General features: G+C 63.7%; 19 protein-coding genes. 11 read left to right on the plus strand and 8 right to left on the minus strand.

The features are described 5' to 3' along the window. Positions 1-74 precede the first annotated feature (74 nt). A complete protein-coding gene (gene gph, locus AC1DQK_RS15225; RefSeq protein WP_477871987.1) occupies positions 75-1,460 on the minus strand; it encodes a phosphoglycolate phosphatase in 1,386 nt (461 codons plus the stop codon). Positions 1,461-1,519: 59 nt separating this feature from the next. On the opposite strand from gph, the gene glmU reads away from it, so the two are divergent. The 5 genes from glmU (at position 1,520) to AC1DQK_RS15250 (ending at position 8,337) form a co-directional block, all read left to right on the plus strand. Beyond that, positions 1,520-2,875: a bifunctional UDP-N-acetylglucosamine diphosphorylase/glucosamine-1-phosphate N-acetyltransferase GlmU gene (gene glmU, locus AC1DQK_RS15230; protein ID WP_477871989.1), complete on the plus strand. Its 1,356-nt coding sequence runs from the start codon at positions 1,520-1,522 to the stop codon at positions 2,873-2,875. A 182-nt stretch (positions 2,876-3,057) separates the two neighbouring features. Further along, positions 3,058-4,884, plus strand: coding sequence for a glutamine--fructose-6-phosphate transaminase (isomerizing) (gene glmS / locus AC1DQK_RS15235; protein WP_477871990.1), 1,827 nt, complete (start codon positions 3,058-3,060; stop codon positions 4,882-4,884). Positions 4,885-5,285: 401 nt separating this feature from the next. Further along, positions 5,286-5,936 (plus strand): sugar transferase, encoded by a 651-nt coding sequence (locus AC1DQK_RS15240; protein ID WP_477871994.1) that lies wholly within the window; start codon positions 5,286-5,288, stop codon positions 5,934-5,936. A 264-nt stretch (positions 5,937-6,200) separates the two neighbouring features. Further along, positions 6,201-7,505 (plus strand): UDP-glucose dehydrogenase family protein, encoded by a 1,305-nt coding sequence (locus AC1DQK_RS15245; RefSeq protein WP_477871996.1) that lies wholly within the window; start codon positions 6,201-6,203, stop codon positions 7,503-7,505. Positions 7,506-8,016: 511 nt separating this feature from the next. Further along, positions 8,017-8,337 carry a hypothetical protein gene (locus AC1DQK_RS15250; protein WP_477871998.1) on the plus strand — a complete coding sequence of 107 codons (321 nt, stop codon included), beginning with the start codon at positions 8,017-8,019 and terminating at the stop codon, positions 8,335-8,337. A gap of 145 nt (positions 8,338-8,482) precedes the next feature. On the opposite strand, the gene AC1DQK_RS15255 is transcribed toward AC1DQK_RS15250, so the two are convergent. After that, positions 8,483-9,247 carry a class I SAM-dependent methyltransferase gene (locus AC1DQK_RS15255; RefSeq protein WP_477872000.1) on the minus strand — a complete coding sequence of 255 codons (765 nt, stop codon included), beginning with the start codon at positions 9,245-9,247 and terminating at the stop codon, positions 8,483-8,485. A 161-nt stretch (positions 9,248-9,408) separates the two neighbouring features. Here AC1DQK_RS15255 and AC1DQK_RS15260 point away from each other — a divergent pair, with 161 nt between their 5' ends. Beyond that, on the plus strand, positions 9,409-9,564 hold the full coding sequence (locus AC1DQK_RS15260) for a hypothetical protein (protein WP_477872002.1): 156 nt from the start codon (positions 9,409-9,411) through the stop codon (positions 9,562-9,564). 75 nt (positions 9,565-9,639) lie between these two features. Here AC1DQK_RS15260 and AC1DQK_RS15265 read toward each other — a convergent pair whose 3' ends face one another. Then, entirely contained in the window at positions 9,640-9,780 is a 141-nt protein-coding gene (locus AC1DQK_RS15265; RefSeq protein ID WP_477872004.1) for a hypothetical protein, read from the minus strand. Positions 9,781-9,952: 172 nt separating this feature from the next. Here AC1DQK_RS15265 and AC1DQK_RS15270 point away from each other — a divergent pair, with 172 nt between their 5' ends. From AC1DQK_RS15270 to AC1DQK_RS15285, 4 genes are all read left to right on the plus strand, one after another. Further along, positions 9,953-10,264, plus strand: a complete 312-nt coding sequence (locus AC1DQK_RS15270) for a DUF6481 family protein (RefSeq protein ID WP_477872006.1) — start codon at positions 9,953-9,955, stop codon at positions 10,262-10,264. 9 nt (positions 10,265-10,273) lie between these two features. After that, entirely contained in the window at positions 10,274-10,957 is a 684-nt protein-coding gene (locus tag AC1DQK_RS15275) for a spermine/spermidine synthase domain-containing protein (protein WP_477872008.1), read from the plus strand. A gap of 92 nt (positions 10,958-11,049) precedes the next feature. Continuing rightward, positions 11,050-11,760, plus strand: a complete 711-nt coding sequence (locus tag AC1DQK_RS15280) for an SDR family NAD(P)-dependent oxidoreductase (RefSeq protein ID WP_477872010.1) — start codon at positions 11,050-11,052, stop codon at positions 11,758-11,760. Beyond that, complete coding sequence (locus AC1DQK_RS15285; RefSeq protein ID WP_477872012.1) at positions 11,750-12,724, plus strand: 50S ribosomal protein L11 methyltransferase; 975 nt, start codon at positions 11,750-11,752, stop codon at positions 12,722-12,724. Before AC1DQK_RS15280 ends, AC1DQK_RS15285 begins: the two co-directional genes overlap by 11 nt. Before the next feature lie 355 nt (positions 12,725-13,079). Here the strand turns inward: AC1DQK_RS15285 and guaA are convergent, their stop codons facing one another. Continuing rightward, on the minus strand, positions 13,080-14,672 hold the full coding sequence (gene guaA, locus AC1DQK_RS15290; RefSeq protein WP_477872014.1) for a glutamine-hydrolyzing GMP synthase: 1,593 nt from the start codon (positions 14,670-14,672) through the stop codon (positions 13,080-13,082). A 280-nt stretch (positions 14,673-14,952) separates the two neighbouring features. Between guaA and AC1DQK_RS15295 the strand changes: the two genes are divergently transcribed. Beyond that, positions 14,953-15,801, plus strand: a complete 849-nt coding sequence (locus tag AC1DQK_RS15295; RefSeq protein WP_477872016.1) for a hypothetical protein — start codon at positions 14,953-14,955, stop codon at positions 15,799-15,801. A gap of 8 nt (positions 15,802-15,809) precedes the next feature. Here the strand turns inward: AC1DQK_RS15295 and AC1DQK_RS15300 are convergent, their stop codons facing one another. The 4 genes from AC1DQK_RS15300 to AC1DQK_RS15315 form a co-directional block, all read right to left on the minus strand. After that, positions 15,810-16,445: a glutathione S-transferase gene (locus tag AC1DQK_RS15300; protein WP_477872018.1), complete on the minus strand. Its 636-nt coding sequence runs from the start codon at positions 16,443-16,445 to the stop codon at positions 15,810-15,812. After that, positions 16,438-17,400: an oxygen-dependent tRNA uridine(34) hydroxylase TrhO gene (gene trhO / locus AC1DQK_RS15305; protein WP_477872138.1), complete on the minus strand. Its 963-nt coding sequence runs from the start codon at positions 17,398-17,400 to the stop codon at positions 16,438-16,440. The genes AC1DQK_RS15300 and trhO overlap by 8 nt, the downstream gene beginning before the upstream one ends. 64 nt (positions 17,401-17,464) lie before the next feature. Further along, positions 17,465-17,932, minus strand: coding sequence for a hypothetical protein (locus AC1DQK_RS15310; protein WP_477872020.1), 468 nt, complete (start codon positions 17,930-17,932; stop codon positions 17,465-17,467). Positions 17,933-18,052: 120 nt separating this feature from the next. After that, the gene (locus AC1DQK_RS15315) at positions 18,053-20,194 is read right to left on the minus strand and encodes a prolyl oligopeptidase family serine peptidase (protein WP_477872022.1); all 2,142 of its coding nucleotides are present in this window, start codon (positions 20,192-20,194) and stop codon (positions 18,053-18,055) included. Between the last annotated feature and the right edge of the window lie 22 nt (positions 20,195-20,216).

Genomic DNA, 20,216 nt, shown 5'->3' on the forward strand with positions numbered 1-20,216 from the left:
CCATGTCCGTCGCGCGGTCAGATGACATCTGGTATGAGAGTGCTAGGCCCCAGACTTCGCTGGGGCGACGACTGTCACGGCCTCAGCAAAAGATCGTCCTTCTCGATCACCAACACGGAATTGGGTGACCAGCCGCGCCAATTGATGCGGGGAATTGCATGGCGGATCAAGGTCGCCGCATCGAATTCGCGTGTAAGATCATACTCATCTGGCAGCGCGAAGATCATGCCGAGCGTTCGCTGGATATCCTCGCCGCCGAAGGTGCGGACATGATCTTCCTGTCCGAATCTCATTAAAGCTTCGGACTCAGCGATCGGACCGAGATCCTCGCCATAGTGGCCGCCGCGAATAATCGGCACACAACAAATATGCTTGCCCGACGGTGTCAACGCTCGATGGAGATGGAACAGGATCGCCGTGATGTTGCACGGAATATGCTCCATCACGTGGGAATGCAGGATCAGGTCGTAACGTCCCGGAGGGAGACGCGCAGCATCCTCGACCAGATCGATCCTTCGGATGTTGGGTGCGAAATCATAGAGGTCCGGATCAATGTCGACGGGCTCATAACCATCGCCGTAGAGCGCGTGCAGGCGCTCCGCAAGCGGCCTTTCGGGTGCAATATGCAGCACCCGCAGACCCGGCCGGAGCATGCCATGCTTCTCCAGCATCAGCCACAGGAGCCGCGCACGCTCGTTCGATCCGCAATCCCCGCACTGCACGTGGCCACGCTGCTGTCGCGCGACGAATTCCGTGGACCCGCAGATGTTGCAGCTCAGCCAGCTCTCCTCCTTCCCGAGCCGCTCCAGCGTCGGGATGAGATCGTCGAAATGGTCGACCAATGCGGTCGCGTCGAGCTGGTCGTGCGGTCGGTCCGAGAAGCCGAAGGTCACAGCAACCGTAGGGATATTCGCGTTGCGCCCGGTGTCGGTATCGGTGATCGAGTCCCCCACATAGGCGGCGCGGCCCCCGCCGCATCTGGCAATCGCCTCGAACAGCGGCGCTGGATCGGGCTTGCGCACGGTCAAGGTGTCACCACCCACCAGCGCATCGAAACGGTCCTGCCAGCCGAGCGCATCGATGCATCGGCGCGCCAGCAACTCGGCCTTGTTGGTACAGACCGCGAGCTTGACCCCCCGCGCTGCCAGCTGATCCAGCGCCGCGTTCAGGCCTGGAAAAACCGTCGTACCATCGGCGATATGATCGAGATAATAGTCGATGAAGATGGGAAAACCTTCCTCGACCAGCGCCTCGGTCATCTCGCCGGTCGCCGCCAGCCCCTTCTGGAGCAGGGCGCGAGCACCATGGCCCACCATGTGACGGACATCCTCGGCCGGCACCGGCGGACGGCCGAGCACCGACAGGGCATGGTTCAGCGCGGCGGTAAGATCGGGGGCGGTGTCGGCAAGCGTGCCGTCGAGATCGAAGGCGACCACGTCGAAGGGGAAATCGGCTGTCATCGCGCGCTCCATCCTCGGCCGATATGGAAAAGGCAAGCGCTTCGTGGCAGACGACGCAGATGCAGACGCGCTCCTTCGCCGCGCTGATCCTTGCCGCAGGCAAGGGGACGCGCATGAAATCCGATCTCCACAAGGTGCTTCACCCGATCGCAGGCCGCCCGATGCTCGGCCATCTGATCGCGGCCGTCGACCAGCTGGGTGCCACAAAGAAGCTCGTGGTGACCGGCGCCGGGCGCGAGCAGGTCGAGAGCTTCGTGGCGCCGCTTGGTGTCGATGTCGCTACGCAGGAGCCGCAACTCGGCACCGCTCATGCCGTCCAGCAGGGCGCGGCGGCGCTGGCCGGCTTCGATGGCGACGTGCTGCTCCTCTACGGTGACGTACCGCTGGTGCGGCCAGAAACAATGGCACGCATGCTCGACCGGCTCAACGCCGAGGACCAGCCGGCCTGCGTTGTCCTCGGCTTCCGCCCGGCCGATCCGCTCGCTTATGGACGCATTCTCGTCCGGCACGACGGCATGATCGACAAGATGGTCGAGTATAAGGATGCGAACCCCGCCGAGCGCGCAGTGGATCTGTGCAATTCCGGGCTGATGGCCGTGCGCGCCGCAGATCTGTGGCCGCTGCTTGCCCGCGTCGGCAACAACAATGCCGCGCAGGAATATTATCTGCCCGACATCGTCATGATCGCGAAGGCAGACGGGCGTTCGTCGGCGGTAATCGAGGCCGAAGCCTGGGAGGTTGCGGGGGTGAATAGCCGTGCTGAACTCGCCCTGGTCGAGGGCGAATGGCAGAAGCGACGGCGGGACGCCGCTATGGCCGACGGCGCCACCCTGATTGCCCCCGAGACGGTGTGGTTCGCCCACGACACCGTCATCGGCCGCGACGTCGTGATCGAGCCGAACGTCTTCTTCGGCCCAAAGGTACGGATCGGCGATGGCGTCACCATCCATGGCTTCAGCCACATCGAGGGCGCAACGGTTCGCAGCGGCGCGGAGATCGGCCCCTATGCTCGGCTGCGGCCCGGCGCCGACATCGGCGAGGGCGCGAAGATCGGCAATTTCGTGGAGGTCAAGAACGGCCGCTTCGGCCCGGGCGCCAAGGCCAATCACCTATCCTACATCGGCGATGCCGATGTAGGAGCGAAGGCCAATATCGGCGCCGGCACGATCACCTGCAATTATGATGGCTTCCTCAAATATCGCACCGCCATCGGTGAAGGCGCGTTCATCGGATCGAACAGCGCGCTGGTCGCCCCCGTCACCATCGGCAGCGGAGCAATCGTCGCGGCAGGATCGGTGATCACGCGTGATGTCGAAGCCGATTCGCTGGGAGTTGCACGCGGCACGCAGGAGACGCGACCGGGCTGGGCCGGGCGCTTCCGCGAGGCGATGAAGGCGAAGAAAGCGACGAGGTGATTCCCGATCATGCCGACCGGAATTCACTTCTTTCCCACCGGCCCTTCAGAAAGGCTGCATCCGCCTGCCGACCGGGCTGGGTAGCGACAGAAGTGGCAATACTGCTCCCGCATTGTCAGCCGCGGTTAATAGTGCTTTGACCATCGGCGGGCTGGAATCGCGGGTAAGTGGGGCGTTCGTCGATGTGTGGCATTATCGGCATAGTGGGCAGGCAGGACGTGGCGGGCCGTCTCGTCGAAGGTCTTCGCCGGCTCGAATATCGCGGCTATGATTCGGCCGGCGTCTGCACCATCCACGATAATCGGCTCGATCGCCGCCGCGCCGAGGGCAAGCTCGACAATCTCGCCCGCAAGATGGAGGCCGAACCGCTCGCCGGCCTGATCGGCATCGCCCACACCCGCTGGGCGACGCATGGTGCGCCGACCCAGGACAACGCCCATCCTCATGCAACCGGCGAGGTTGCCCTGGTCCACAACGGCATCATCGAGAACTTCAAGCCGCTGCGCGACGAACTCGTCGCCAAGGGGCGGGTCTTCGAGAGCCAGACCGACACCGAAGTCGTCGCCCATCTCATCTCCTCGGATGTCGAGGCGGGAATCGATCCGGTCGAGGCGGTACGCACCAATCTGAAGCGGCTGCACGGTGCCTTCGCGCTTGCGATTCTGTTCCGGCAGGATCCGGACATGCTGATCGGCGCGCGGCTCGGCTCGCCGCTGGTTGTCGGCTATGGCGAAAATGGCGAAACCTATCTCGGTTCGGATGCGCTCGCGCTTGCGCCGCTGACCCAGCAGATTTCATATCTGGAGGAGGGTGACTGGGTCGTCATCACCCGCGAGAAGACCCAGATCTACGATCGCACGGATCAGCCGGTCGACCGCGCGGTGGTCAATTCGGGGGTTTCGAACCTGACCATCGACAAGGGCAATCACCGCCACTTCATGCTCAAGGAAATATATGAGCAGCCGATTGTCGTGGCGCAGACGCTCAAATCCTATCTCCGTCGGCTCGAGGGTGAGGTATCGCTCCCCATTCCCGACTTCGACCTGAGTGCGATCCGCCGCGTCACGATCGTCGCCTGCGGGACGAGCTTCTATGCCGGCATGGTTGCGAAATACTGGTTCGAGCAATTCGCGCGCGTACCCGTGGACCTCGATGTCGCTTCTGAATTCCGATATCGCGAGCCGGTCATGGAGGATGGCGGCCTCGCGCTCTTCATCAGCCAGTCAGGTGAGACCGCGGACACGCTCGCGGCTTTGCGCCATGCGCGGGCCGAAGGACAGAAGATCGCCGTAGTGGTCAATGTGCCGACCTCCACCATGGCGCGCGAAGCCGACCTGTTGCTGCCGACGCATGCCGGACCCGAGATCGGCGTCGCCTCCACCAAGGCCTTCACCTGCCAGCTGGCGGTCCTCGCCGCGCTCGCGGCTAATATCGCGCGCGCCAAGGGGCGCCTGAGCGTCCGCGAGGAAAAGGAAATCGTCCGCCATTTGTCCGAGGCTCCGGCCGCGATCAACGGCGCGCTGGCTTATGATCAGGCGATCGAGTCGATGGCGGGCGTGATCGCGGTGGCGCGCGACGTGCTCTATCTGGGGCGCGGCACCGATTATCCTTTGGCGCTCGAAGGCGCGCTGAAGCTCAAGGAAATCAGCTATATCCACGCCGAAGGCTATGCCGCCGGCGAGATGAAGCACGGTCCTATCGCCCTGATCGACGAGAATGTACCGGTGATCGTGATCGCGCCTTCGGGCCCGCTGTTCGAGAAGACCGTGTCCAACATGCAGGAAGTCCAGGCGCGCGGCGGCAAGGTGGTGCTGATCTCCGACTATGACGGGATCGCCGCGGCGGGCGAAGGCTGCATGGCAACGATCACGATGCCCAAGGTGCATCCGCTGATCGCTCCGATCGTCTATGCCATTCCGGTCCAGCTGCTCGCCTATCACGTCGCGGTCGCCAAGGGCACGGATGTCGATCAGCCACGCAATCTCGCGAAGTCGGTGACAGTCGAGTAACGGGGCCCCGATACTCGACGCGCCAGCGGCGGAAAGCCTCCGGAATATCCCCGCCAGCATGTACACGGCGCAACCAGAGCGCTATTTTTCGCAGTTGCGAAATAAAATCAGGGCGGTTAACCTACCCTTAATAGTTGTTGGTGGAACATCGTTTCGCCTACGAACACAACCTCAGTGCGGAGCCAACGATCGAATCACGCCGAGAAATCGGCGGAAATTAGCGAATGTTACATCGGCGTGAATTCTCAGCCAGCCTCTTGTATCGGTCAATTGGTCGCCAAGTCGTTGATCGTCTATCGAAGCGATGCCATCAGGGGTAGGCTAGTATTCCGCAACGCAGCAAAAATGGGGTGGATATGCTTGCTGATATTGAATCGGGGGCGATTCAAAGGATTAGCTTCATGGCCGATGACAGGAATACTGCGCGCAGATCGGCCCAGTTCGATGCCCTGGCGGTACGCGCGCTGGATATCGTCACCGCCTTGGGGCTTCTGATCTTTCTCGCACCGCTGATGCTGATCGTGGCGGCGCTCGTATATCTCGTGGATCCAGGCCCCATATTCTTTGCTCACCGGCGGCTGGGCCGTGATGGCCGGACCTTTCCCTGCCTGAAGTTCCGGTCGATGGTCGTCGATGCAGAGCAGCGGCTCAGCCACCTGCTGGCGACCGATGCGGCGGCCCGCGACGAATGGGCCCGCGATTTCAAGCTTCGTCGCGATCCGCGGATTACGCGGATCGGCAACTTCCTGCGCCGGACGAGCATCGACGAACTGCCGCAGTTCATCAATGTGCTGCGCGGGGAAATGAGCATCGTCGGCCCCCGTCCGATCGTCGAGGGCGAAATCCCGCGCTACGGCCGCTATTTCGCCGAATATAGCAGCGTCAAGCCGGGCATCACGGGCCTGTGGCAAGTCAGCGGGCGAAACAACATCCATTATCGCCGTCGCGTGGCGCTGGATGTCAGCTATGCGCGCAACAGGAACCTGGGGCTCGACCTTCGCATATTGGCGATGACCGTTCCGGCCGTGCTGCTGGCAAGAGGCAGCTTCTGAGATCGGGACGCTGGCAATCTGGACCGGCGCGGTTTCTCTCGAATATCGGCGCGCATCGGCGCATCGCGTCGCCCCTTTCCGCATGATCCATGACATGCTCAGCAGCATAAGATTGGCATGGCATGTTGCGTAGCCACCGCGCATCCGGCAATCCACAGACCAACGGACCGATCCATCGTGACGTGGCGCATAACGCCCGTCACGCACCGACGGCATGATCCACGGATATGCTTTCGGAGGAAAGGTCATGAATAAGGAGCGAACATGCGTTTAGCGATTATCGGCACGGGTTATGTCGGTCTGGTTTCGGGGGCCTGCTTTTCCGAGTTCGGCCATGAGGTCACCTGCGTCGATATCAACGAAGCGACGATCGCGAAGCTCAAACAGGGCGAGATCCCGATCTTCGAACCGGGCCTCGATGAGTTGGTGAAGCGCAACAGCCGCTTCGGCCGTCTCAAGTTCACAAGCGACATCAAGGAAGGTGTCCGCGACGTGGACGCCGTGTTCATTGCGGTCGGAACCCCCTCGCGCCGCGGCGATGGCCATGCGGATTTGTCCTATGTCTATGCCGCCGCCCAGCAGGTTGCGGAATCGATTACCCGACCTTGCCTGATGGTGACGAAATCGACGGTGCCGGTAGGGACCGCCAAGCATGTCGCGGCCATCGTCGCCAAGGCGCGGCCGGATATGACGATCGATGTCGCGTCGAACCCCGAATTCCTCCGCGAAGGGTCCGCCATCGAGGATTTCATGCGGCCCGACCGGGTCGTGTGCGGCACCTCGAGCGAGAGCGCGCAAGCGGTGCTCCGCAATATCTATCGCCCACTGTCGCTGCGCGAGGTCCCGATCCTGTTCGTCGAGACCGAGACGTCGGAAATGATCAAATACGCCGCCAACGCCTTCCTCGCGATCAAGATCACTTTCATCAACGAAATCGCCGACCTGTGCGAGAAGACGGGCGCCAACGTCCAGAATGTCGCGCGCGGCATCGGCATGGACAATCGCATCGGCGGCAAATTCCTGCACGCCGGTCCCGGCTATGGCGGATCCTGCTTCCCCAAGGACACGACCGCCCTGCTCAAGACCGCCGAGGACCATGAGAGCCCGATGCAGATCGTCAAGGCGACGGTGGACGTCAATAATCAGCGCAAGCGCATGATGGGGCGGCGCGTGATCACTGCGGCAGGCGGATCGGTGGCGGACAAGAAGATCGCTCTGCTTGGCCTGACCTTCAAACCCAATACCGACGATATGCGGGACTCACCCAGCATCGACATTGTACGCGTCCTCCAGGACAACGGCGCGCGGGTCAGCGCCTTCGATCCCGAGGGGCGGCACCAGGCCGAGAAGATGCTCGAGAATGTCGAGTTCGCCGAAGATGCCTATGACGCGATGCAGGACGCCGATGTGCTTGTCCTCGTCACGGAATGGAACGAGTTCCGTGCGCTCGATCTGGAGCGGGTGAAGCGGCTTCTCAAGAGCCCGACGATCGTCGATCTGCGCAACATCTATCGTCCCGACCAGATGCAGGCCGCAGGCTTCGCCTATACGTCGATCGGGCGCCCGTGAAAGCGGCGCCTCATAACGCCCTTATGGCGAGATAGATAAGGCTCCAGAGCACGACCGGGGATCCAATGATCAGGAGCAGCCGCAGCGCCCGCGGCGCCTTCTGAACATCGGGCGGGTCAGCGTATCGGCTCTGCCCGGGCAATCGTGGGTGGGGGGGCGCAAGACTTTCGTCAGGGCGCTCGATCGGAGCATCGATGGTCCGTTCGTCTGCTTTGTCAGCCTCGCGAACGCGGGTGATCGGCAATCTATCCTCTCCGTCCCCTGCGAGGGGCAGGCTTGTTGCCGCTCCGAGGCCTGTTGGTTGCGCGCCGATGCGCGCTTCCCTTTGATCCAAGCCCCGAGTGGCTAATCCAAGATAGGTACAACATTAGTCTAACTCAAGGAAATACGCGGAATTACGTGAGTCAGAATGGGTATGCGATGAACGGGAGCTTTCGGCGGCATTCAGCGCGGCCTCATCGCCCCGATGCTACTGGTCTCCCAACGCCTGTACAATATGAGGAGAGTAGCGATGCGTATCAAAGCTGCCCTGATCGGTGCCGCGGCGCTTGCCGCCACCGTCATTCCCGCCGCAGCCCCGGCCCAGATCGTGAGCTTCAGCATCTCAAGCGGCCATTATGATCGAGGCTATTATGGAAGCCCTTACGGCTATGCCTATGGCTATGGCTATCCCACCTACGCCTATGGATATGGCCGGGCTTACCCCTATCGCTATGACCGCGGCTATCGCGGTTGGGATCGCGATCGTTGGGATCGCGGCCGGCATCATGGTTGGCGCCACGAGCGTCGCCATGATCGACATGACCGGCGCGACTATTGGGACCGGGACTGATTGACGAGCCGGACGAGGAGGCGCCGGGCAACCGGCGCCTCCAAACGCGTCATCAGGCAGACAAATGATCCGTCGCGACATTCACCGCGCCGCCCTGTATGACAATTGTCAGGTCATAGCTGGCGGCGCTGTTCATGCGACTTGCTCATTTCGGCTTGCGGAACCGGTAGAGGAAACGGTCGGTCTTTCCGCGTATGGCCGGGTCGAACACAAGCTTGCGATGGTCGTCGGAGGTATTGGCGAGCAACGGACTGGCGGCTTCGAAGCGGAATCCCGCGGCGGCAAAATCGGCCTTCACGGTCGATGGATCGATGCGGTGAAGCTTGTCCACCAGCGCGCGGGTATCTCCCGCCGGCCCGACATGATCGATGATGCCGACGACGCCGCCGGGCTTCACCGCGGCGAACAGTTCCTTGAGGAAAGCCCGAGGATCGGTGCGGGGTATGCCATATTTCGCCGACTCCCAGTATAGATCGTGGTAGTTCAGGTTGATGATCACGAAATCGAACTGGCGCCCGCCGGCGGTGAATGCCTCGAACGGATAGCGCACGAAGTCGATGTCCGGGCGTCGCTCGGTCAGCGCTTTCCACACCTTCTGCTCGTCCGGATCGTTATAGAATTGCGCCGGTTCGAAGGCCGTGACCTTGCCCTTCGGCCCAACCGCAGTTGCCATGATCTCTGCCCAATAGCCGGAGCCGGTCATGATGTCGGCCGCGGCCATGCCAGCTTTGAGGCCAAGAAAGGCAAGCACTTGCGCAGGCTTGCGGCCGGCGTCGAGCGCGACCGCCTGGGCGGGGCGCCCGCTGGCGGACACCGCTGCGGATAGATAGGCCGGCGTTCCCGCCTGCGCCGCCGTGGCCAGGAGCAGCATTGCCCCCGCCAGCGCGGGGAACATCATCTTGAAACGCATGAGCCGTCTCTCCCTTGTTGAGGAACCATGGTGCGCCACGGGCGGAACCAGCTCAACGCCGGAATGTGGCAGTCGTCGACCGGGCAAGATGTTCGTCGAAAGACGCGCGCCGATCCGCTACGCTGGCCGATCACGCAACAGCGGCAACACAGGATTGGACCATGACCGACTCGCTCGACGACCGCATCATCGACACCCCGGAAGGTCCGATGCGCTGGGGCGACTGGAAGAAGAAGAACCCGGTGCAGGTGCCGTCGCGCCGCACCAAGGGCAAGAAGCTGCCGAACAAGATCCCGATGCGGACTGGCGAAAGCTGATCAGCGGCCGATCGACACGCTTGTAACAGGCGAACGGATCGACGCTTATCGCGGCACGTTCTTGTCGACTGGCGGTCAGCCGCCGCCATGTCCCAGCCGGGTGCCCCAGAAGACCAGGAAACCGAACGCGCTCAGGCCCGCCAGCAGCGCGGCAAGCTTCAGCCAGACCGCGAGCGCACCGCTCGTCGACGAAGCATCGGGGGGCTGGTCGTTCATCACATTTTGCTCGCTGCTGGCCAAGGACGGGGCGGGATAGCATGGCGAATGAGCACCCGCGCATTAAATCAGCCCTAAGGCGCAAATCTTTGCTATGGGGCCCGCATGCCATGTGGCGGCGCACGTCGTCGCCCTCTCTCCAGCCCATCACATCAACCAGGAAAATATCTACATGCCGCCGTTTAAGGACAGCTTTCAGGAACGCCTCGCCCGCGCCAACCAGGCCAAGACTACCGCGCTCGTCAAGCTGCGCGAAAAGCCGGCCCTCGATCCCGAGGTGGTTGCTGCGCGACAGGCGGCACAGGCCGCCCGCGAGGCCGCCAAGATCGAGGCGAGCGCAGCCAAGCGAGCCGCCATCGCACAGGCCAAGGCGGACAAGCTGGCGCGCGCCGCCGAAGCTGAGGCGCGCAAGCCCGTTCCCAAGACTGAAGCCGAGAAGAAGGCGGCCCGCGATGCCCGCTATGCCGCCCGCAAGGCGCGCTAGGTAGCGAGCATGATTCCGCTGGAATTGGTCGATACTGCTCGGATCCCAGGAACCGACGGCGAGCTACGCCTGATGCGTCGCGGCCAGGATCATATGATCCTGTTCGGCCGTAATGAACTGATGAGCAGCCGGTTGCGGGGATCCGAGGAAGCGTTGGCCACCCTCCCCTGCGAACGGCTTCAGGACCGGTCGCGGCCGCGCCTTCTGATCGGCGGGCTCGGCATGGGCTTCACCTTGCGGAAAGCGCTCGCGGTACTGCCGCCCAAGGCAGAGGTCGTCGTCGCCGAGCTGGTGCCGACGATCGTCGATTGGGCGCGCGGGCCTCTGGCCCATCTCTTCGGCGACAGCCTCGACGATCCGCGCGTTACCGTCAGGATCGGCGACGTGGGTGAGACGATCGCGGCAGCGGGCGCCGGCTTCGACGCCATCCTGCTCGATGTCGACAATGGGCCCGATGCGCTGATCCATCCGGACAATGGCAGGCTTTATGGCAAATATGGGCTGCGCGCCGCCCATGCTGCGCTTACGCCGGGCGGCGTACTCGCCATATGGTCGGCCTATCAGGACAAGGTCTTCGCGGAGCGCCTCAAGCGCGGGGGCTTCGCTGTCGATGAGATCAAGGTGCGGGCGACCGGGGTCAAGGGCGCGCACCATGTCATCTGGCTGGCGATGAAACAGAACGGAACGACGTAAGATTGAAGGCCGCCAGGGGCTGCTAGGCCAATTAAGGCACGGGCCGCCATCCCGTCGTTGCCCCCGCAGCCCACTGCCCCTATCCCGCCGCCATGACTATTTCGATCTTCGCCACCGGCACCAGCCGCGGCATCGGCAAGGCCATCGTCGACCGTTTCACCGGAGAGGATGTCCGACTTATCGGCCACCGCTCCAGCGATGGCGATGACAGCACACTTGCGGCCGATCTGCTCGATCCCACTGCACCTCGCAGGATCTGGGATCAGGCGCTGGCCCAGCTCGATGGCCGCATCGACGTACTGGTCAACAACGCCGGCATCTTCGAGGCCGCCTCGATCGACGCACCCGACGCTTCCTGGACCGAGGCGTGGAACCGGACGATGCAGATCAACCTTACGGCATCGGCTGAACTGTGCCGCCTCGCCGTCCTCCATTTCCGGCGCCATGGCGGCGGCCGCATCATCAACATCGCCAGCCGCGCCGCGTATCGCGGCGATAGTCCGTCGCATTGGCATTATGCCGCCTCGAAGGCCGGCATGGTCGCGATGACCAAGACGATAGCGCGCGGCTATGCCGCAGAAGGCATCCTGGCCTTTGCGCTGTGCCCGGGCTTCACGATGACCGGCATGGCGGAGGATTATCTCTCCAGCCGGGGCGGCGACAAGCTGCTCGCCGACATTCCGCTCGGCCGCGTGGCGGAGCCGCTGGAAGTCGCCGATACCGTAAAATTCCTCGCGCTCGACGCACCCGCTTCGATGACCGGAGCGGTGATCGACATCAATGGAGCAAGCTATGTCCGCTAAACGCAGGGAGCCGAGAGGCGATGAGGTAACCGGCTTCCCGTTCGCGCCGGATCGCGCCGGCAGCTGGAAGATCACCCTCCCCTGCACGAAGGCCGAGGCCGAGATGCTTGCCGGAGACGTCGTCGAGATCGCGCTGCTCGATCCGCAGCCGACACTGATGACGAGCGAGCCGGATCCTGCCCGGCCGGACGCCTGGCAGCTCGATGTCTATGTCGAAGGGAAGCCCGCCCAGGCCCTGATCGATCTGACCATGGCGCTGGTGCCGAGCGCCGCGGGGACCATGCCCGAGATCAGCCACATCCCCGAAGAGGATTGGGTGACGCTGTCGCAATCGGGTCTCGAGCCGATCCGCGCCGGCCGCTTCTTCGTCCACACGCCGCACAATGCCGATCATGTGCCCGAAGGATCGACCGGCTTCGTCATCGATGCGGGCCGTGCCTTCGGCACCGGCCATCACGAGACCACCACCGGCTGCCTGATGATGCTCGACCGGATGAAGCGCAACGGCCGGCGTTTCGCCGACATCGCCGATGTGGGAACCGGCACCGGCCTCCTTGCCTTTGCGGCGCGATCGCTGTGGCCGGCGGCGAAGCTGATCGCATCTGACATCGATCCGGTGTCGATCGACGTCACGGCTGAGAACGCGGCGGCCAATGGTATCCGCGTCGGCCGGGGGCGCGGTCAGGTCGAACTGGTGGTCGCGGCTGGGCTGGCCGACCGCCGGCTGAGGGCCCGGTTGCCCTATGATCTGCTGATCGCCAATATCCTGGCCGGCCCGCTGATCGAACTCGCGCCCATTTTCGCCGGCGCCGTGCTGCCCGGCGGCTCGCTCATCCTGGCTGGCCTGCTCGACAGCCAGGCCGAGGCCGTGGCCCGGGCCTATCGCCGCCAGGGGATGTATCTTGCTGATCGCATCGTCCTCGGCGACTGGCCGACCCTCAGGATGGTGAAGCGCCGCCGCTGAGTATTCGCCTCAATATTATGCAAGCATAATATCTCCTCGAACTGCCAGGTTCGGTGACCAAGCCGGCGCGCAGCCGGCTGCCGCCGCCACCGCCCGGCTTCTGGAACCGCCTTCGCTCCCGCATCGCGCGCCGGCTGCTCGGGCGGGTAACGACATTGGCGGAGGATTCAGGGCCTGGCCGCAGTCCCTGAGCATCATCATGCCTAGTTCGACAGGAGCGGTGATGGCGCGTCCGGCCCCGATCAATCCAAAGCGTGGGCGGCACCACAAGCGGGCATTATTCGGTATCTATCGAGATGTGTGAGCCGCCTACACTAGGACACAGTCTCGCGCAGTATCCGAAACTATACTCCGGTTACTCCCACTCGATCGTTCCCGGAGGCTTCGACGTATAGTCGTAGGTCACCCTGTTGATGCCCTGCACTTCGTTGACGATGCGGGTCGCGACGCGGCTGAGGAAGGACGAATCGAACGGATAGACGTCGGCGGTCATGCCGTCCGTCGAGGTGACGGCGCGTAGCGCGCACACATAGTCATAGGTGCGGCCGTCCCCCATCACGCCGACGGTGCGGACCGGCAGCAGCACTGCGAACGCCTGCCAGATCGCGTCGTAGAGCCCCGCGCGGCGGATCTCGTCGAGATAGACGGCATCGGCCTTGCGCAGGATGTCGCAGCGCGCCTTGGTGACTTCTCCCGGGATGCGGATCGCCAGACCCGGCCCCGGGAAGGGATGGCGGCCGACGAATATCTCCGGCAGGCCGAGTTCGCGGCCGAGTTCGCGGACTTCGTCCTTGAACAGTTCGCGCAACGGCTCGACCAGCTTCATGTTCATCCGCTCGGGCAGGCCGCCGACATTGTGGTGGCTCTTGATCGTCACCGAGGGGCCGCCGGTGAAGCTGACGCTTTCGATCACGTCGGGATAAAGCGTGCCCTGCGCCAGGAAATCGGCGCCGCCGATCTTGCGCGCTTCCGCCTCGAAGACCTCGATGAAGGTCTTGCCGATGAACTTGCGCTTGGCTTCGGGATCGGTGAGGCCCTTGAGCCCGTTGAGGAACAGGGTCTCCGCATTCACATGCACCAGCGGGATGCCGTAATGACCGCGGAACAGGCCCACGACCTGGTCCGCCTCCTCCAGCCGCATCAGGCCATGGTCGACGAACACGCAGGTCAGCTGATCGCCGATCGCCTCGTGGATCAGGACCGCCGCCACCGCCGAGTCGACGCCGCCCGACAGGCCGCAGATGACCTTGCCGTCGCCGACCTGGGCACGGATCTCCGCGATCTTGGTGTCGCGAAACTCCGCCATCGTCCAGTCGCCGGCCAGCCCGCAGACGTGCCGCGCGAAATTGGCCAACAGCTTGCCGCCATCGGGCGTATGCACCACTTCGGGGTGGAACATCATCGAATAGAAGCGGCGCTTCTCGTCGGTGGCGATGGCGAAGGGTGCGCCTTCCGAACTCGCGACGATCTTGAATCCTGGCGGCAGCACCTCGACGCGGTCGCCATGGCTCATCCAGACCTGATGCTTTTCGCCGATCTTCCAGAGCCCGTCGAACAGCGCCGAGTCGTCGACCACGTCGATGAAGGCGCGGCCGAACTCGCGATTGTCCGATGGCGCGACCACGCCGCCGAGTTGATGCGCCATCGTCTGCTGGCCGTAACAGATCGCGAGCACCGGCACGCCCGCCTCGAATATCTCCTGCGGCGCGCGCGGGCTGTCGTCCCACATGACCGACGACGGCCCCCCGGACAGGATCACGCCTTTCGGCTGCAGCCGCTCGAATGCGGCCGCGGCGGCGTTGAACGGGGCGATCTCGCTATACACGCCGGCCTCGCGGACGCGTCTGGCGATCAGCTGGGTGACCTGGCTGCCGAAGTCGACGATCAGGATCGAGTCGTGCGGCTGGCTGGGCTTCGGGGCGACGGAGGCGGGAAGCTGGGCTGTCATGGGGAGCCGATAATGGGGGACGGCGCGCGAGTCCAGTCACCGGATGGCGACCGATATGGGTAAGACGGGGCTTGCATCGTGACGGCAGTCATAGCAAATGGAACATATAGGGATCAAAACGTCGACCGAAGTCGCGGCCTGATCAGCGGGGGCAGCTATGAAGCATATTTGGATGGTGATCATCTCGATGGTACTCGTGGCCTCGGCAGCCGCGGCCTCGACCACGACCACGACCGGGACCGCCCCTCCCGCCAACTACCAGCATGTCGGCAGCGGCTTCATGTTCCCGCTGGCGATCGGGCCATTCCAGCGCAGCTCCCTCCAGCTGATTTCGCCGGATGGTCTTCACGTCGCCGCGCAATATGACACCAGCTCTGCCGGTCACGAAATGAGCGTGACCGTCGAGATCTATCCTGCCCCTTATATTCTTCCGGGAGCGCGCAACGCGCAAGTCGAGGCCGAGGTGTGCACCAACCATTCCACCAGCTTCGACGAGGAAATGAAAGAGGAGTATCGCGCCCGGCGAGTCAGTGTCGGACCGGTCGCCCTGCCTTCCCTGCACTCCGAAGGATCGGGCAGGCGCTCATCCTTCGAAGCGAAATCGAAACGCGACGGTGGGCAAAAGATCGAGACCTATCTGTTCTGCCCGATCGCCAAGGAATGGATGATCACCTATATCGCGATCGCGCCGGCCAAAAACGACCTGACCGCCGATCTCGCTCGCTTTGCCAACTGGTTTCCCTGGCCCGAACTTACCGTCACGCCGCTGGCGGGCGATCGCCGCACGACGATCGTCGCTCGTTCGACTTTCGGGGAGCCGATCTACTTCGTCAGGGGCGCGATTGTCAGCGGCTCGCAGCGGGACATGGATATCTTCAACGCCGCCGCGGCGTCGCTGGGTCTGGAAACGCATTCGGTCACTGATGAACCGACATCACAATATTTTACCGTCTTCAACCGTGACACAAGGGCTCTGGCCGCCGTCGACATGCTCCGCGCGGCTCGGGACGGCAAAATGGGCGCGCTGAAGCTCGATCTGATGCTTCTACCGTTGAGCGCCGCCAACGGCGCTGGCGATGAAAGCGATGCGATCGTGGTCGCGCCGCCGGACGGTATTGATGGGCTATAAGGCCACGCCTATCCGGACCGGCACAGCAGAACCGGCTCTTGGCCGGCAACCCAAGGCGGAAATCGCGCCATCGCGGCTTCGAACAGAGCGGATTCGACATGGCGCGCGAGCCATGCCTGCAACGCGGGTAGCGGCTGCAGGTCGAACCATTGCCGATCGGTCTCGGCAAACTGCCGCACGAAGGGCATGATTGCGATATCGGCCAGCGTGCGACGTGGGCCGCGCAAGTCGACCTGCCGCGCCAAGGCAGTTTCATAGCGTGCGAGCATCGCCAACCCGGCTGCTCGATGCTCGAGCGGATCGCTGCCGTGGCGGCCGGGATATTTGTAACGATCCAGATGATGCTTGAAGGGTCCGTCATTATTGGCGATCAGCGCCGCGTCGTCGCCGTCCATCCAGCCTTCGGGATCGTGACGCGCAAGCGACCAGCGCATGATGTCCAGACTTTGATCGATGACCTCGCCGTCAGGCAGGACGAGCACTGGCACCGTGGCTTTCGGCGACACTGCGATCATCTCCGTGGGCTTGGCCGAGAGCTTGACCTCGCGCAGTTCGCAGATTGTGCCGCTGACGATCAGCGCCATCCGCGCCCGCATGGCATAGGGACAGCGGCGGAAGCTGTAGAGGACCGGCCTTTCACCCATCCCGGGCAGGCCGCGCCGCGCCCACATGCAGCTCGCCGCGCGCCTCGGCGAGCCGGGTCTGGCGCTCCCGTTCGGCATAGCCGCTGCGCTGTGCCTCCGTCCGATCGGCATGACAGGCCGGGCAACTCACGCCGGCCGCATAGAGCGGCGAGGCAAGATCCTCCGCGGAGATGGGATGACGGCATCCGCGGCACAGCTGATAGCTGCCAGGCGCCAGGCCGTGCGCCACCGTGACCCGTTCGTCGAAGACGAAGCATTCGCCTTCCCACCGGCTCTCCTGGGCTGGCACCGTCTCGAGATATTTGAGGATGCCGCCCTGCAGGTGATAGACGTCGTCGATACCTTCGGCCTTCAGGAAGGCGGTCGCCTTTTCGCAGCGTATTCCGCCGGTGCAGAACATGGCGACCCTGGGCGCAGCCTTGTCGCCAAGCAATTCGTCGCGCTTCCCCCGGAACCAGGCCGGAAAGTCGCTGAATGAACGCGTCTCGGGATCGATGGCGCCGGCAAAGCTTCCGGCCTTGACCTCATAGTCGTTGCGCGTGTCAATCAGGATCACGTCGGGCTGCGCGATCAGCGCATTCCAGTCCTCAGGCGCGACATAATGGCCAACGCCGGCCGATGGATCGATGCCGGGCTCCCCCATCGTGACGATCTCGCGCTTGATGCGCACCTTCATCCGATGGAAGGGCATGCGGGCGGCCCGCGATAGCTTGGCCTCCAGATCGGCACAGCCGGGCTGCTTGCGCAGCTCGGCAAGGACCGCCGCAATGGCATCATCGGAGCCCGCGATCGTGCCATTGATGCCTTCGCGGGCGAGCAGCAGCGTGCCCTTGATCCCATGCGCGCAGCAGATCTTCGCGAGCGCCGTGCGCTTGGCTTCCAGATCGTCGAATGGCGTGAAGCGGTACAGCGCAGCGACGCAGATCGGGAGGGAGGGAGAAGGATCGTCGCTGATGATACACCTGGCGCGGCTGTGGGACGCCGCGCCTTCTAGCGACAGTCGAGCGTCACGGCCAGCTTCAGCGCGCTGCGAGGCGCTCGCGCAGCTGGACCGACTCGACCTGGCCTTCGCGGACGTCGCACAGGAACTGGCGATCACCGCGCTCGCCGCGGACCACCCCGTCGACCCGCCAGGCATCGTCGCCATCGCGACCTACGGAATCGACCGACGACACCGGCCCCTTGGCCATATTCTCGACGGCGTTGGTGCAGATCGAGGACACTTCACGCGCATCGTCGCCCGAGTCGCGAAGATCGTCGCGCTGGTCCGCACCCCGGCGCGAAGAGATGCCCTTGTTCTTGCCGACCGAGCTGGCCACCGCGATGGCACCGCCGGCGATCACTGCACCGAGCAGGATGTTTCCGAAGGTGTCGCCGCCGCCGTGATGATGGCGATAGCCGCCCCAATAGGGTCGCGCCTGCACCGGAGCGCTTGCGCTCGCCACCAGAGCCAATGCCGTTGCCGAACCGATGAATGTCTTGAACATGATCCACGCCCCGATGACTGATACGCATATTATGGCAGAGCTACGATTAGCCGCCAGTTGCTTGCGGTGAGCTGAATGGCATCCCCTGCGTCTCGGGCAGCCGATGCGTGTGCAGATGCCCTATTTCGGCAGCGCCATGCCCGTCCAGTGGCCGAGGAATGCCCACAGGTCGGCATATTCCTCGATCACCTTTTCGGTGGGCTTCCCCGAGCCATGGCCGGCCCGGGTCTCGATGCGGATCAGGTGCGGCCGCGAGCCGATGTCGGCGGCCTGGAGCGCGGCGCCATATTTGAAGCTGTGGCCGGGGACGACGCGGTCGTCGGTATCCGCGGTCGTCACCATCACCGCGGGATACTCGACGCCTGACCTGATATTGTGATAGGGGGAATAGCGGCGCAACACCCTGAAATCCGCCTCCTTGGCCGGATCGCCATAGTCGTCGACCCAATATCGGCCAGCGGTGAAGCGGTTGAACCGGAGCATGTCCATGACACCGACGCCGGGATTGGCCGCGGCGAAGAGGTCGGGTCGCTGGTTGATCACCGCACCCACCAACAGCCCCCCGTTGGAGCGCCCGATGGCCGCCAACCGCCCCTTGGCGCTGATGCCGCTGGAGATCAGATATTCGCCGGCGGCGATGAAATCGTCGAACACATTCTGCTTGGCCTCGAGCCGACCGGCATCATGCCACGCCTTGCCATATTCGCCGCCGCCCCGAAGATTGGCCACGGCATAGACGCCGCCCATCTCCATCCAGCCGAGCACCGCCGGAGAAAAGGCCGGAGTCACGGCGACGTTGAAGCCGCCATAGCCGTACAGCAGCGCCGGTGCGCCCGGCGGCGTGCTTTTCCTGCGGGCGACGAACATGGGAATGCGCGTGCCGTCCTTAGACGCGTAAAATCGCTGGTCGACGACATAGTCCGCCGGATCGAAGGCGAGCTTGGGCTGGATGAAGAGCTCCATCCGGTTGGTCGATGTATCGAGCCGATAGATGGTCGAAGGCGTTGCAAAGCTGGAAAAGCTGAAGAAGGTTTCGGGATCGCCGACCCGCCCGCCGAAGCCCGCGCCGGAGCCGACATCCGGCAGGTTGATGGCGCCGACCAGCGTGCCGTTCAATTCATAGAGCAACGCTTCGGTCTTCGCATCGCCGAGATAGGCGAGGATCAACCGACTCCCGACGAGCGAAACGCCCACAAGCGTCTCCGCCGCTTGGGGGATTATCTCCACCGCCTTCGGCCGCGGCCGCGAAACGTCGAGCATCACCACGCGCTGCCGCGGGGCGGCAAGATTGGTGCGGAAGAAGAGTTGGCTGCCGATGCTGCCGGCCAGCGCCCATTCGTGCCTGAAGCCGCGTATGAGCTTCCTCGGCCGGGGCTGGGCCTCAGCTAGATCGAACAAGGTCAGTTCGTAGCGCTCGTCGGTGCCGGCGCTCGACGTGACCAGCGCATAGCGGCCGTCCTGGGTCGTCTCTACCCGGTGGTTGAGCTCCGGCCTGGCCGGTGTCGCATAGAGCAGGCGGTCGGCTGACTGCGGCGTGCCGATCAGGTGATAATAGACCTGTTGATTCAGGTTGAGCTGTTGGAACGCGTCGCCATCCTCCGGCTCCGGGAACCGCGAATAGAAGAAACCCTTGCCGCCGCCGTCCCAGGCGAGCACCGAGAACTTCACCCACTTGATCTCGTCCGCGAGCGTCTTGCCGGTAAGAACGTCGAGAACGCGCAGCGTTCGCCAGTCGCTGCCGCCATCCTGGATCGAATAGAGCAGCAGATCGCCATTGTTCGACGGGCGCCAGTCGTCGAGCGCGGTAGCACCGTCGCTGGCCCATTGGTTGGGATCGAGCAGTTCACGCTCGCTCCCAGCCAGTCCGTCGCGCACCATCAGCACCGGTTGGTTCTGGAGCCCGCTATTATAGGCGTAGAAATAGCGCCCGCCCCGTTTCCGCGGCACGCCGTAGCGCTCATAGTTCCACAGCAGCTTGAGTCGGGCCTTGATTGCATCGCGACTGCCGCCGAGCGACCGGAGATAGTTGTCGGTCAGCTTGTTCTCGGCATCGACCCACCTCGCCACGGCCTTGTCGGTGCGCACGTCATTCTCGAGCCAGCGATAGGGGTCCGCCACGGCTTCGCCGAACTGCATGTCGACGATGTCGTCGCGCCTCGCCGCGGGATAGGTGATGGCAGCAGGCTGGGCGGCGGTCGCGGACAAGGTGATGCTCATCGTCAACATGGCAAGGAAGGTGGCGCGCACCTGGATCGGCGGCATCAGGCGGTGTCTCGCAAGCACG

The sequence above is a fragment of the Rhizorhabdus sp. P4_G5 genome (genome assembly GCF_056401065.1).

Excerpts from the sequence above, each read along its gene's own strand:
- AC1DQK_RS15280 (WP_477872010.1), top strand. The coding sequence starts at position 11,050 with ATGACTATTTCGATCTTCGCCACCGGCACCAGCCGCGGCATCGGCAAG.
- guaA (WP_477872014.1), bottom strand. The coding sequence starts at position 14,672 with ATGACAGCCCAGCTTCCCGCCTCCGTCGCCCCGAAGCCCAGCCAGCCG.
- AC1DQK_RS15255 (WP_477872000.1), bottom strand. The coding sequence starts at position 9,247 with ATGCGTTTCAAGATGATGTTCCCCGCGCTGGCGGGGGCAATGCTGCTC.
- glmU (WP_477871989.1), top strand. The coding sequence starts at position 1,520 with ATGCAGACGCGCTCCTTCGCCGCGCTGATCCTTGCCGCAGGCAAGGGG.
- AC1DQK_RS15240 (WP_477871994.1), top strand. The coding sequence starts at position 5,286 with ATGGCCGATGACAGGAATACTGCGCGCAGATCGGCCCAGTTCGATGCC.
- AC1DQK_RS15245 (WP_477871996.1), top strand. The coding sequence starts at position 6,201 with ATGCGTTTAGCGATTATCGGCACGGGTTATGTCGGTCTGGTTTCGGGG.
- AC1DQK_RS15295 (WP_477872016.1), top strand. The coding sequence starts at position 14,953 with ATGTTCCCGCTGGCGATCGGGCCATTCCAGCGCAGCTCCCTCCAGCTG.
- AC1DQK_RS15275 (WP_477872008.1), top strand. The coding sequence starts at position 10,274 with ATGATTCCGCTGGAATTGGTCGATACTGCTCGGATCCCAGGAACCGAC.
- AC1DQK_RS15260 (WP_477872002.1), top strand. The coding sequence starts at position 9,409 with ATGACCGACTCGCTCGACGACCGCATCATCGACACCCCGGAAGGTCCG.
- AC1DQK_RS15250 (WP_477871998.1), top strand. The coding sequence starts at position 8,017 with ATGCGTATCAAAGCTGCCCTGATCGGTGCCGCGGCGCTTGCCGCCACC.
- gph (WP_477871987.1), bottom strand. The coding sequence starts at position 1,460 with ATGACAGCCGATTTCCCCTTCGACGTGGTCGCCTTCGATCTCGACGGC.
- AC1DQK_RS15285 (WP_477872012.1), top strand. The coding sequence starts at position 11,750 with ATGTCCGCTAAACGCAGGGAGCCGAGAGGCGATGAGGTAACCGGCTTC.
- AC1DQK_RS15310 (WP_477872020.1), bottom strand. The coding sequence starts at position 17,932 with ATGTTCAAGACATTCATCGGTTCGGCAACGGCATTGGCTCTGGTGGCG.
- AC1DQK_RS15300 (WP_477872018.1), bottom strand. The coding sequence starts at position 16,445 with ATGGGTGAAAGGCCGGTCCTCTACAGCTTCCGCCGCTGTCCCTATGCC.
- AC1DQK_RS15265 (WP_477872004.1), bottom strand. The coding sequence starts at position 9,780 with ATGAACGACCAGCCCCCCGATGCTTCGTCGACGAGCGGTGCGCTCGCG.
- AC1DQK_RS15315 (WP_477872022.1), bottom strand. The coding sequence starts at position 20,194 with ATGCCGCCGATCCAGGTGCGCGCCACCTTCCTTGCCATGTTGACGATG.
- AC1DQK_RS15270 (WP_477872006.1), top strand. The coding sequence starts at position 9,953 with ATGCCGCCGTTTAAGGACAGCTTTCAGGAACGCCTCGCCCGCGCCAAC.
- glmS (WP_477871990.1), top strand. The coding sequence starts at position 3,058 with ATGTGTGGCATTATCGGCATAGTGGGCAGGCAGGACGTGGCGGGCCGT.